An 11,492-nucleotide genomic window follows, 5' to 3' on the forward strand; every position below is an offset into this window, starting at 1 on the left:
CCGGGTGCTCGCCGCCGACCCGGCGGACCGGGCGCGGGTCGCCCGCGACCTGGAGCGCGGCGACCCGGCCGTCCCCGTGCTGGACGAGGACACCGGCACGGCGCCGCTGTTCGACCTGCGCCCGGCCCCGGACGGCCCACCCGCCGCCCCGGGATCCCTCGTCCTGCGCGCCTTCGGCGACACCGGGGGCGACGGGGGCCGTGACGGGGGCGAGGCCGAGGTGCGCGCGCTCACGGTGGCGCTGGCACGGCTGCACGTCGCGGGCGGGACCGTCGACTGGACGGCCCTGTTCCCGGCCGGCCCGCGGCCCCGCGCCGTCCCGCTGCCGACCTACGCCTTCCAGCGCCGCCGCTTCTGGCTGGAGGAGACGGCCCCCGCCGGGCACCCCGCGCCCGCCTGAGGACGCCCGGCCCCGCGATGTCGCGGGCGCGCGCACGAGAACGGCCGCCGAGCGGGATCGGCGGCCGTTCTCGTGCGCGGGACCCGTCAGGGCTTGTGGCCGGCGATGACCAGGCAGCCGACGCCGACCGTCGGCGCGCCCGACTTGGCCGAGTCGAGCACCTGCTCCACGGTGATCCCGTGCTTGGCCTCGAACTCCCGCCTGACCTTGAAGAAGTTCTCGAAGAGCCGCACCCAGGTGCCGTTGGTGTTCTCGGTGACGTCGGTCACCTCGTCCAGCAGCATGTTCGCGTCGGCGAGCAGGCCGGGCCACGCCTCGGCGTTGATGAGCGTGGCGATGTCGGGGGCGCCGTCCTCCGGGTCGGCGCCGATCATGCTGCGGAAGGACTCCGGGGTGTCGTCCTCGCCGGTGAGCGGCGTCAGGTCGGTGAGCGCCAGCCGGCCGCCGGGGACGAGGACCCGCTGCACCTCGCGCAGCACCGTGGGCCGGTCCATGTGGATGATCGACTCGAAGAGCAGGACGGCGTCGAACGAGCCGTCGGCGAACGGCAGGTCCATGGCGTCGCCGTGCCGGAAGGTGACCTGGTCGGCCTTCCCCTCGGCGCGGGCGCGCTCGGTCGCCAGCTCGACGTGCCGCGCGTTGATGGTGACGCCCACCACGCTCGCGCCGGTCGTGGAGGCGATGCGCAGCGCCGGCTTGCCGACCCCGCAGCCGAGGTCCAGGACGCGGTCGCCGGGGCTCAGCCGGAGCCGTTCGGTGAGGATGTCGGTGAACCGGTCGGTGGCCTGCTCGATCGTGTTGGTGTCGGACGGCCCGTCCCAGTAGCCGAAGTGGAAGTTGTCGCCCCACGCCATTTGCAGGAGCGCGCCCATCCCGCTGTAGTAGTCGGACATCTGGCCCGCGGTCGCTGGCGTGGCCGATTGCGACGTCATGAACTCCTCCTGAGCTTTCGGCGGTCCGGCGGGCGGCAAGGACCACACCACCCTGCGGGCCAATGCTGGGCCTTTTCCTTAATGCCCTGCTAAAGCCGCGTCGCGGGCCACGCGAGCGCAGTTCACAGGACGGTCGCCGCGCCATTTGGCGCGCCTTTAGAACCGGCGTGCACAGTGGCCCGGAAGGCTCGCACCGACCGAGCCGGAGCGGTACTGCCGCCCGTCGGCGACGACCGGCGTTCTCCGCAACACCTTCCGACCACGTGAGGACGGGACGAAGCGCATGCAGCGTGCAACCAACGAGAGCGATGGCCAGGCAGCCCTGGACGGCGCCGCACTGCAGCAGAAGATCGCCGCGGCCGAGGCGGGCGAGCGCGAGCAGCTCCTCGGCGAGGCCGTCCGCGGCCAGGCCGCCGCGATCCTCGACCACATCACGATCGAGGACGACACCAACTTCCTGGAGAACGGGCTCACCTCGCTGAAGGCGCTCGAACTGACCAGGAACCTGATGACCCTGACCAATATCGAGATCCCGCTCGTCGCGGTCATCGAGCACCCCACGCCCGCGCATCTCGCCCGTTTCATGGCCGAGACGTACGCCGAGAACGGCGGCGGCGCGCAATAGGAGGCCCGCCGGGTCGCCGCGCGCGTGCGGACCTCAGACGAGACGCAGGGACGACAAGGAGGGCCCTCCATGACCGCCGACCAGGCGGCTCAGGAAGTTCTGCTGAGCGACCCGGGGCTGATGGCCGATCCCTACGGCGGCTTCGGGCGGATCCGGGAGGAGACCCGGATCGCCCGGGGACGCCTGTGGGACGGCGGCCCGGCATGGATCATCACCCGCCACGAGGACGTGGGCGCCGTGCTCCAGGACCGGCGCTTCGTCAGCAACACCGGCTCGCTGCCGGGGCGGACCGACGCGCACGCCGAGTTCCTGAGGCGGACGGTGGGCATCTCCGCGGAGCTCGTCCCCTACCTCACCGGGAACCTGGTGTACGTCGACCCGCCGGACCACACGCGGCTGCGCAAGCTCGTCTCCCGGGCGTTCACGGTGCGCCGGATCGGCGCGCTGCGGCCACGTGTGGAGGCGGCGGCGGCGCTGCTGCTGGACGGGCTGCCCCAGCATGCCGAGGACGGCGTCGTCGACCTCATCGAGCACTTCGCGCTGCCACTGCCGATCATCGTGATCTGCGACCTGCTGGGCGTCCCCGAGCCGGACCGGCCGCGCTGGCACGGCTGGAGCCGCGAGTTCACCAGCGCGCCGCCGCACCGGCTCAACGTGATCCTCGCGGAGATGAACGAGCACATCCGCGCGATGATCGCGCGGCGCCGGTCCGCGCCGGGCGACGACCTGGTCACCGCGCTGCTGCAGGCGCACGACGAGGGCGGCCGGCTGTCGGACGCCGAGATGGTCACGATGGTGCTGACGCTGATGATCGCGGGGCACGTGACCACCGCGCACATGCTCGCCAACGGGATCCTCGCGCTGCTGACGCATCCGGAGCAGCTGGCGGCCCTGCGCGCGGACCCGGGGCTGATGCCCGCCGCGGTGCAGGAGCTGCTGCGCTGGTCCAGCCCCGTCGTCATCGCGATGCCGCGGTACGCGACCGAGGACGTGACGGTCGGGGGGACGCTGATCCGGCGGGGTGAGCGCGTCCAGCTCGTGCTGGGGTCGGCGAACCACGACCCGCGCCGGTTCCCGCACGGGGACCGGCTGAACGTCACCTGCCCGCACGACCCGTCCGCGCACCTGGCGTACGCGCGGGGCACGCACTACTGCCTGGGCGCGGCGCTCGCCAACCAGGAGGCCGAGGTGACGTTCCGGGCGGTGTTCGACCGGTACCCGGACCTGGCGCTGGCGGTGCCCGCGGACCGGCTGGAGCGCAGCACGATCCCGATCACCAACCAGTTCGTCCGGCTGCCCGTCACGCTCGGGGCACCGTCCTGACCGGGCCGGCGCCCTCACCGCGAAGGAGGCGACCGTGCGCGTGCTGTTCGTGACACCGGCGTGGAACACGCATTTCTTCAACCTCGTGCCGCTCGCCTGGGCGCTGCGGACGGCGGGCCACACGGTGCGGGTGGCCGCCGAGCCGGAGCTGACGGACGTGGTCACGGCGGCCGGGCTGGCGGCGGTGCCGGTCGGCTCGGACGAGCCGATCACGCTGCGGGCGCGGCGGGCGGAGGAGGCGGGGCTGCTCCCGCCGGCGGACCTGCGGCAGGACGCCGGCGGCCGGCCGGACTGGGCGGAGTACGTGCGGCTGTACGACTCGGTCGTGGTGCCGCGGGCGCGGATCGCCAACGACGCGATGGTCGCCGACCTCGTCGCGCACTGCCGCGCGTGGGAACCCGACCTGGTCGTCTGGGACGGGCTGGCCTACGCCGGCGCGATCGCCGCCGACGCCGCGGGCGCCGCGCACGCGCGGGTGACCTTCACCATCGACCTGAACGCGCAGCTGCGGGACGGGTTCCTCTGGGCCAGGGCGCAGCGGCCGCCGGGCGAGCGCCGGGACCCGCTGGCCGAGTGGCTCGGCGAGCACGCCGCGCGGCACGGCGGGCGGTTCTCCGAGCGGCTCGTCAGCGGCCACTTCACCATCGACCGGTTCCCGGACTCGTTCCGGCTGCCGTCGGCGCTGCACTACGTGCCGATGCGCTACGTCCCCTACAACGGCCGCGCGGTGGTCCCCGACTGGGCGCTCGCGCCGCCGCGCGCGCCCCGCGTCCTCATGACGCTGGGACTGTCGCTGCGGAACCGGCTGGAGTTCGAGGTCATGCCCGCCGACCGGGTGCGCGAGACCTTCGACGCGCTCGCCGACCTCGACATCGAGCTGGTGGCGACCCTGCCCGCGGAGGTCCGCGACCGGCTCGGCCCGCTGCCCGGCAACACCCGCGTCGTCGGCTTCGCGCCGCTGCACGAGGTGCTCCCGGGCTGCGCGGCGATGATCCACCACGGCGGCGCCGGAACCTTCTACAACGCGCTGCTGTACGGAACCCCGCAGCTTCTGGTCAGCAACGTCCCGGACGCCGCGCACAAGGAGGCGCATCTCCGGGAGCGCCGGGCGGGCCTGTCGGTCCCGCCGGGCGAGGTGACCGGACCGAGGATCCGGGACGCGCTGGTGCGGCTGCTGGAGGACCCCGCGTTCCGCGCGGGGGCCGGGCGGCTGCGCCAGGAGGTCCTGGCCCAGCCGCCCCCGAACGCGGTCGTGCCGGAGCTGGAGAAGGCGACGGCCCGCTATCGGCGGAGAGAGGGCGCGCGGGGACGAGGATGAGACGAAGCGAATGAGGTAGTCGTGTCTCCCAGTCATTCCTCCACCGCGACGGCGGCGGAGCTGCCCCTGGACCTGCTCGCCCCGGAGTTCTGGGCCCGGCCCACCGCGCGGCGCGCGGCGGAGTTCGACCGGATGCGGGCGCTGGCGCACCCGCGGTTCGTGTTCCAGCGGCTCGCGCGGACGCGCGCGGAGTCGGGGTACCACGCCCTGGTCACCTACGCCGACGTCGCCGAGGTGAGCCGGCGGCCCCGGGACTTCTCCTCCGACGGGGCGACGAGCATCTTCGGGATCACCCCCGACCTGGCCGAGTACTACAGCTCGATGATCAACATGGACAATCCCGAGCACGCCCGGATGCGCCGGGCCGTCGCCCGGGCGTTCGGCCGCGGGAAGGTCGCCGAGCTGACGGCCGCGGTCGAGCGGACGGCCGCGCGGATCGCCGGGCGGCTGGCCGAGCGGGGGCCCGGCGAGTTCGTCCGGGCGGTGGCCGCGGAGATGCCGATCGCCGTGCTCGGCGGCATGATGGGCATCCCCGAGGAGGACCACGACTTCCTGTTCGAGCGGTCCAACGCGATCGTCGGGCCCCTGGACACCGCGGCCCATCCGTTCACGGACCCGTCCACGGCGATGCTGGAGGCGTCCCGGGAACTCGGCGACTACATCGCCCGGCTCCGCGCCGACCGGGCCGGCGACCCGCGCGACGACATGATCACGAGGCTGACGCAGGCGGAGGTGGAGGGGAACCGGCTGACGCGGCGGGAGCTGGCCTCGTTCTTCATCCTGCTGATCGTCGCCGGCATGGAGACCACCCGGAACGTGATCTCGCACTTCCTGGTGCTGCTCACGCGGCATCCGGACCAGCGCGAGCTGCTGCTGTCGGACTTCGACCGGTACGCCCCGGGCGCCGTCGAGGAGGTGCTGCGGTTCGTCACCCCGGTCAACTGGATGCGGCGGGTCGTCACCCACGACTGCGAGGTGAACGGGCACCCGTTCCGCGAGGGCGACCGGCTGTTCCTGTTCTACTGGCCCGCGAACCGGGACGAGGCCGTGTTCACCGACCCGCACCGGTTCGACATCACCCGCGACCCGAACCCGCACCTGAGCTTCGGCGCCACCGGGCCGCACTTCTGCCTGGGCGCCCACCTCGCCCGCGTCGAGGTCATCGCGCTGTACCGCGAACTGCTGCGGACGATGCCGGGGATCCGCGCGGCGAGTCCGCCGAGGCGGCTGACGGCGAGCTTCATCGAGGGCGTCACGGCCCTCGACTGCACCTTCTGACCAGATCGGACGACTCCCGGAGTGACGCTCGTGAAGGACATCTCTGTTCCCGTGGACGACCAGGTGACGCTGAACGTCCGGCACCGGCCGGGAGTGGTCCCGCCCGCCTTCCTGCTCCTGCACGGCATCGACTCCAATGCCCGCATGTGGGACGAGGTCGCCGGCCGCCTGGCCGCCGAGGGCCACCCCGTCTACGCCGTCGACCAGCGCGGGCACGGCGCGTCCGACGCGCCGGAGCACGGCTACGACAACGCCACCGCCGCCGCGGACGTGGCGGCGGTGGCCCGCGCCCTCGGGCTGTCGGGCGTGGTGCTCGGCGGCCACTCCTGGGGGGCTCTCGTGTCGCTGCGGCTGACCGCCCGCGAACCCGGCCTCGTCTCGGCGATCGCGCTGATCGAGGGCGGGTGGGCGCACGCGGCGGCGGTCTGCGACTCCTGGGAGCAGTTCTCCGGGCTGCTGTCGATGTCGGAGTTCGACCTCGCCGGGGCCACCCTCGACGCCGTCCGCGACTTCCAGCGCGCCGTCTACCCGGACTGGTCGCAGAGCGCCATCGAGGCGTCGCTGCACTCGCTGCGGGTCAGCCCGGACGGGTCGCTGACCCCCCGGCTGACCACGGAGCGGCGCGCGTCGATCCTGCGCAGCATCTGGGACGACCCGCCCGCGCAGTGGTTCCCGTCCATCGGGGTGCCCGCGCTGCTCATGCCCGCCGTGCCCAAGCCCACCCGCCGGTGGGAGGTCATGTTCGAGCGGATCCGGGCGTGCGTGGAGCCCGCCGCGGCGGCGCTGCCCCGCGCGGAGGTCCGCGAGTACCTCGACTCCGATCACGACCTGCACGCCCAGCATCCCGGCCGGGTCGCCGGCGACCTGCTGTGGCTGGCGGCGCAGGCGGGGCGGACCGAGGGCGCCGACGACCGGCGCGTGACCTGAGCCGCGGATCGGGACCGGGAAAACGGGAGGGGACCTCGCGGTCCCCTCCCGTTCCGCCGTCGCGGGTCAGGCGCCGAGCTCGCGGTCGATGAGCGCGAACATGTCCTCCGCCGACGCCGCCTCGATGTCCGGTCCGTCGCCGGACGCCTCCGCGGCCTCCCCGGCCTCGGCCGCGTACTTCCACAGCAGGCCCTGCATCCGCTTCATCAGCCCGGTGCGGCGCGGGTCCTCCATCGGCAGTTCCGCGAGCGCCGCGTCCAGCTCGTCCAGGCGGCCGAGCGCCGGGTGCCCGGTCCCGGACTCGGCCGGCAGTATCTGGGCGAGCAGGTATCCGGCGAGCCGCCGCGGCGTCGGATGGTCGAACCCGACCGTGGCGGGCAGCCGCAGCCCGGTCGCGGCGCGCAGCCGGTTCCGGAGGCCGACGGCCGCCATCGAGTCGAACCCGAGGTCCTTGAAGGGGCTGTCGGGGTCGACCGCGTCGGCCGCGTCGTGCCGCAGGACCTCCGCCGTGGACGCCCGGACGAGCGACAGCAGCCGCCCCGGACGCTCGTCCGCGGGGACGGCGGCCAGGTCGCGGCGGAGCGCGGCGGTCCGGTCGGCGGCCTCGGCGTCGTCCGGCCCCCGGGCCGCCTCCAGGGCCCGCTGGGCGGCCGGGACCGCGTCGAACAGGCGGCTCGGCCTGGCCATGGTGAACAGCGGCGCGAAGCGGTCCCAGACGATGTCGGCGATCGCCAGGTCCCGGTCGCCGCCCGCGAGGGCGCGGCCCAGCGCGGTCAGCGCGAGGCGGGGTTCCAGCGGCGGCAGCCCCTGCCGCCGGGCGTCGCCGGAGTCCTCCGCGAGGTCCCACAGGCCCCAGGCGACGGAGACGACGTCGCCGCCCGCGGCGCGGGCGCGGTGGGCGAGGGCGTCGAGGCGGGCGTGGGCCACGGCCCGCGCGCCCTCGTCCCGGCTCCCCCACACCCCGGCGACGGACGTGAACACCACGGTGGCCGGGCCGCCCGCAGCCCCGTCCGGATCCGGCCCGCCGGAGGCGAGCGCAGCGGCGATCCGATCGGGCGTCAGCTCGGCCAGCGGGACGGGGTCCCCGGCGGTGGAGGTGTGCACGACCAGCGCGGGCGCGCCGTCCGGCGCCGACGGGGCGTTCGCGCGGGCGGAGCTGGAGGAGGCGGCCGGACGGCTGGCCGCGATCCTGCGCGAGGAGGCGGCCGACGTGCTCACCGTCTACGACCCCGCCGGCGGCTACGGCCACCCCGACCACGTGCGGGTCCACGACGCCGGCGTGCGCGCGGCCGAGCTCGCGGGCACCCCCGTCGTGCTGGAGGCCACGGTGGACCGCTCGCTCCTGCTGCGGGCCCTGCGGCTGGTGGCCTGGCTGCCGGGCGTCCCCGCCGACTTCGCCCCGGCCCGGTTCCGCTCGGCCTACACCGCGCCCGAGCATCTCACCCACCGCGTGGACGTGCGGCGCTTCGCCCGGCACAAGCGCGCCGCCATGGCCGCGCACGTCAGCCAGGCGGGCGCCGACGCGGGCGTGCGGACCCTGGCCGTGCTGCTCAAGCTGCCCATGCCGCTCTACCGGCGGGTGCTCGGCACCGAATGGTTCGCCGAGCGGGGCCGTGAACCGGCCCGCCCGCTGCTGGACGACATTTTCGCGAGCCTGCGCGACGGTTCCCGAGTGCGCCGGGCGCGGCGGTGAAAGGCGGGTGCCGTAGAGTGCCGTGACGTAGGGTGCACCGAGCACTTCGATCGCTCTCGTGTGCGCCACGGCGGCCCCCCGGTCTCGATCACCCCCACAGAGATCCGAACAATCTACTACAAATTATGTAGTAGGTCTGGCGGTCATTCGGAAGCGCCGGAGCCGGCGGCCCGGGACGGCTCGCCGCCGGGCTCGTGATCGCGCAGGAGCCGCCGGAGAAGGCGCTCGTCCTCGGCGGAGAGCTCGTCCACGAACCGGGCGAGGGTGCGGGCCCGGTCCTGCTCGCGCGCCTGGTCGAGGAGCCGCCGCATCTGCACCGCCCTGCGCGCCGCCTCGTCACGGAGGAAGACGTAGCAGTAACCGCGCCCCTTCCGTGCCCGCGTGACCACACCTTTGCCGTACAGGCGGCTCAGCACGGTCATCACGGTGGTGTAGGCCGGGCGCGGGTCGAGCCGCCGCGCCACCTCGCGCGGCGTGAGCGGCTCGTCCGCGGCGGCGAGGACGGCCAGGACCTCCGCCTCCAGCGCGCCGCGGCCGCGGCGGCCGCCCGATCGTGCCAGCACGAGCCGCATTCTAACTACTACCTGCGTTGTAGTAGAAGCGTGAGTCAGTTCCGCCCGGCCCTCTATTGTGGTGGGCGGCCCGCCCTCCCTTTCCGGCAGCAGGAGTACCGAAATGGACGTTTCGCGAGCACCGCATTCGGTGCCCCGGATCGACACGACCGTGTCGCATTCGGCGCGGATCTGGGATTACTGGCTGGGCGGCAAGGAGAACTACCCGGTCGACCGCGAGCTCGGCGACAGGATCGCCGGAGTCCTGCCCGACATCGTCGAGCAGGCCCGCGCCGACCGGCTGTTCCTCGGCCGGGTCGTGCGCCATCTGGCCGAGACCGAGGGGATACGGCAGTTCCTGGACATCGGCACGGGCCTGCCCACCGCCGACAACACCCACGAGGTCGCCCAGCGGGCCGCCCCGGACGCGCGGGTCGTCTATGTCGACAACGATCCCCTGGTGCTGGCGCACGCGCGGGCGCTGCTGACCAGCACCCCCCAGGGAAGGACCGACTACCTGGACGCCGACCTGCGCGACCCGGAGCTGATCCTCAAGGGCGCGGAGGCCACGCTCGACCTCTCCCGTCCGGTCGCCGTCACCATGCTGGGCGTCGTGTGGCACGTCCCCGACGACGCCGAGGCCCGCTCCATCATCGGGCGGCTGATGGAGCCGCTGGCGCCGGGCAGCTTCCTGGCCGTCGCGCACCCGACCACCGAGGTCACCGGGGAGCGGATGGCGGACGCGATCCGGCAGTGGAACCGGTTCGGCACGCCGCGGGGCGTGCACCGCACGCCCGAGCGGATCGCGGGCCTGTTCGCCGGGCTCGAGCTGGTCGAGCCGGGCGTCGTGTCGTGCACCCGGTGGCGGCCCGAGGCCCTGCCCTTCGGCGAGCCGGCGGAGATCGATCAGTTCTGCGGTGTCGCCCGCAAGCCCTGAGGGCCGCGCGCCCGGCGCCGGGCGCTTTCCCGGCGGGTCATGGACGAGATACCGGCCCCCTGATTCCCAACGACCCGCCGGACAAGGGAGAATCATGCTCTGCGGGACCTCGGGTCCCGCGGGCCGGCGGTGGGCCTGAGCGAGGGAGGACGGATGAGCGGGTGCGCCGTGACGTGCCGCGCCGAGGGCGCGCGCACCGTGATCGCCCTGGAGGGCGACCTGAGCCTGCCCGACGTGCAGCGGGCCGAGCACGAGATCCGGGCGGGCCGCCGCGCGCACGGCGAGCACCTGGTGTTCGACCTGTCGCCGCTCGACTTCCTCGACTCCAGCGGCCTGAGCCTGCTGCTGCGCTTCTACCTGGCCGCCGAGGGCCGCGGCGGGAGCGCGGCGCTGGCCGGGCCCGTGACCGAGCGGGTCGCCCGCGTCCTGCAGGTCACCAACCTGGACCAGCGGCTCACCATCCACCCGAGCCTGCGGGCCGCCCTGGACGCGCCGCCGCCGGGGGCCGGGCGCCGTCCCGGGGCCCGCGCCGACAGCCGCTGAGGCTCAGGAGCGCTCGGCCAGGCCCCGGACGAACGCCGCCTGGCCGGCGTGCTGGAGCGCGTCGGAGACGACGCTGACCAGCCGCACGGCCAGCGTCACCGGCGGGTCCCACGCGGCGTCCACGACGCGGGCGAGATCTGCGTCGGTCAGCGCGCCGACGTAGCCGGCGGTCCGGGCGTGGACGGCGTCGTGGTAGCCGGTCAGCAGGTCCGCCGACCGCACCCGGACCAGGGCGACCTGGTCGGCCGACTGGCCGTACCCTGTCTCGGCCGCGCCGAACGGCAGCCCGAACCGCTCGGCCCAGCCGTCCGCCGTCCACACCTGGGGCGTGTCGGCGGCGTCGGCGACGTGGTCGTCCTGGACGCGGGTGAGGTGCCACACGAGCCACGCGATCGTATTGGCCTCCGGGTCGGCGCGGTAGGCGAGGCGCTCGGCGGTGAGCCCGCCCGCGGCCTCGTGGACCACCTCGCGGATCCGGTCGAAGGCGTCGGTGAGCAGTTCAGCACTGGTCATTGCGCCGACGCTACCGCGAACGCCCCCGGATTTCAGCGCCCGTGCGCCCGGCGGAGAAGACCGATCTCGCCGTTCCGCTTGATACTTTAAGTGATCAAGTGAATCCTTTGCGTCATCATGGGAGAGGGGTGCGGGTGATCGGGACGTACGGCCCGCCGGTCGCGGGGGGTGCCCCATGCCGGCGCCCCTGACCTCGGTGTTCTGCGTGGAACCGGGAGACCACGCCTGGGTGAGCTACGCCGGGGAGGACGAGCGCCGCGCCCTGTGGGCCGCGCACGTGACGGCGGCGGCCGAGCGCGGCGAGCGGGCGGTGTTCATCGACGACGGGTTCATCGACGACGGCGCGTGGGCCGAGCGGCTGCGCGACCGGGCCGCCGGCGTGCCGGCGGGCCAGATGTCGGTGCAGCGGGCGGCCGACGCCGGGCTCGGCGGCGGATCGCTGGACGGCGACC

13 protein-coding genes and 1 pseudogene are annotated in these 11,492 nt (G+C 74.3%); 10 read left to right on the forward strand and 4 right to left on the reverse strand.

Annotated features, from left to right (window positions below):
* On the forward strand, positions 1-400 hold a 400-nt coding region (locus E1291_RS42465), incomplete at its 5' end, for a hypothetical protein (RefSeq protein ID WP_165495395.1).
* An 86-nt stretch (positions 401-486) separates the two neighbouring features.
* Here E1291_RS42465 and E1291_RS32925 read toward each other — a convergent pair.
* The gene (locus E1291_RS32925) at positions 487-1,332 is read right to left on the reverse strand and encodes an SAM-dependent methyltransferase (protein ID WP_131741981.1); all 846 of its coding nucleotides are present in this window, start codon (positions 1,330-1,332) and stop codon (positions 487-489) included.
* Positions 1,333-1,615: 283 nt separating this feature from the next.
* Between E1291_RS32925 and E1291_RS32930 the strand changes: the two genes are divergently transcribed.
* The 5 genes from E1291_RS32930 (at position 1,616) to E1291_RS32950 (ending at position 6,803) form a co-directional block, all read left to right on the forward strand.
* On the forward strand, positions 1,616-1,957 hold the full coding sequence (locus E1291_RS32930) for an acyl carrier protein (protein ID WP_131741982.1): 342 nt from the start codon (positions 1,616-1,618) through the stop codon (positions 1,955-1,957).
* 69 nt (positions 1,958-2,026) lie between these two features.
* On the forward strand, positions 2,027-3,280 hold the full coding sequence (locus E1291_RS32935; protein ID WP_131741983.1) for a cytochrome P450 family protein: 1,254 nt from the start codon (positions 2,027-2,029) through the stop codon (positions 3,278-3,280).
* Positions 3,281-3,314: 34 nt separating this feature from the next.
* Positions 3,315-4,598: an activator-dependent family glycosyltransferase gene (locus E1291_RS32940; protein ID WP_131741984.1), complete on the forward strand. Its 1,284-nt coding sequence runs from the start codon at positions 3,315-3,317 to the stop codon at positions 4,596-4,598.
* A gap of 21 nt (positions 4,599-4,619) precedes the next feature.
* Positions 4,620-5,876, forward strand: coding sequence for a cytochrome P450 (locus E1291_RS32945; RefSeq protein WP_242614529.1), 1,257 nt, complete (start codon positions 4,620-4,622; stop codon positions 5,874-5,876).
* 21 nt (positions 5,877-5,897) lie between these two features.
* A complete protein-coding gene (locus E1291_RS32950) occupies positions 5,898-6,803 on the forward strand; it encodes an alpha/beta fold hydrolase (protein WP_207401066.1) in 906 nt (301 codons plus the stop codon).
* Between the two features lie 66 nt (positions 6,804-6,869).
* Here E1291_RS32950 and E1291_RS32955 read toward each other — a convergent pair whose 3' ends face one another.
* Positions 6,870-7,907 carry a beta-ketoacyl reductase gene (locus tag E1291_RS32955; protein WP_165495396.1) on the reverse strand — a complete coding sequence of 346 codons (1,038 nt, stop codon included), beginning with the start codon at positions 7,905-7,907 and terminating at the stop codon, positions 6,870-6,872.
* Here E1291_RS32955 and E1291_RS32960 point away from each other — a divergent pair.
* Positions 7,900-8,496: a PIG-L family deacetylase gene (locus E1291_RS32960; RefSeq protein ID WP_165495397.1), complete on the forward strand. Its 597-nt coding sequence runs from the start codon at positions 7,900-7,902 to the stop codon at positions 8,494-8,496. The genes E1291_RS32955 and E1291_RS32960 overlap by 8 nt on opposite strands.
* 143 nt (positions 8,497-8,639) lie before the next feature.
* Here E1291_RS32960 and E1291_RS32965 read toward each other — a convergent pair whose 3' ends face one another.
* Positions 8,640-9,059, reverse strand: a complete 420-nt coding sequence (locus E1291_RS32965; RefSeq protein WP_242614530.1) for a BlaI/MecI/CopY family transcriptional regulator — start codon at positions 9,057-9,059, stop codon at positions 8,640-8,642.
* Between the two features lie 112 nt (positions 9,060-9,171).
* Between E1291_RS32965 and E1291_RS32970 the strand changes: the two genes are divergently transcribed.
* Both E1291_RS32970 and E1291_RS32975 read left to right on the forward strand, forming a co-directional pair.
* Positions 9,172-9,984, forward strand: coding sequence for an SAM-dependent methyltransferase (locus E1291_RS32970; RefSeq protein WP_131741988.1), 813 nt, complete (start codon positions 9,172-9,174; stop codon positions 9,982-9,984).
* A gap of 153 nt (positions 9,985-10,137) precedes the next feature.
* Positions 10,138-10,527 carry an STAS domain-containing protein gene (locus tag E1291_RS32975; RefSeq protein WP_131741989.1) on the forward strand — a complete coding sequence of 130 codons (390 nt, stop codon included), beginning with the start codon at positions 10,138-10,140 and terminating at the stop codon, positions 10,525-10,527.
* Between the two features lie 3 nt (positions 10,528-10,530).
* On the opposite strand, the gene E1291_RS32980 is transcribed toward E1291_RS32975, so the two are convergent.
* On the reverse strand, positions 10,531-11,040 hold the full coding sequence (locus E1291_RS32980) for a mycothiol transferase (RefSeq protein WP_131741990.1): 510 nt from the start codon (positions 11,038-11,040) through the stop codon (positions 10,531-10,533).
* 175 nt (positions 11,041-11,215) lie between these two features.
* Between E1291_RS32980 and E1291_RS32985 the strand changes: the two are divergent.
* Positions 11,216-11,492: pseudogene (locus tag E1291_RS32985) on the forward strand (hypothetical protein); the annotation flags it as partial.

This window comes from Actinomadura roseirufa (genome assembly GCF_900659635.1).
Classification (GTDB): Bacteria; Actinomycetota; Actinomycetes; order Streptosporangiales; family Streptosporangiaceae; genus Spirillospora; species Spirillospora roseirufa.

What these genes read in the sequence shown, in the direction of transcription:
- E1291_RS32925 (WP_131741981.1), bottom strand. Translation starts at nt 1,332, where the DNA reads ATGACGTCGCAATCGGCCACGCCAGCGACCGCGGGCCAGATGTCCGAC.
- E1291_RS32930 (WP_131741982.1), top strand. Translation starts at nt 1,616, where the DNA reads ATGCAGCGTGCAACCAACGAGAGCGATGGCCAGGCAGCCCTGGACGGC.
- E1291_RS32935 (WP_131741983.1), top strand. Translation starts at nt 2,027, where the DNA reads ATGACCGCCGACCAGGCGGCTCAGGAAGTTCTGCTGAGCGACCCGGGG.
- E1291_RS32970 (WP_131741988.1), top strand. Translation starts at nt 9,172, where the DNA reads ATGGACGTTTCGCGAGCACCGCATTCGGTGCCCCGGATCGACACGACC.
- E1291_RS32975 (WP_131741989.1), top strand. Translation starts at nt 10,138, where the DNA reads ATGAGCGGGTGCGCCGTGACGTGCCGCGCCGAGGGCGCGCGCACCGTG.
- E1291_RS32980 (WP_131741990.1), bottom strand. Translation starts at nt 11,040, where the DNA reads ATGACCAGTGCTGAACTGCTCACCGACGCCTTCGACCGGATCCGCGAG.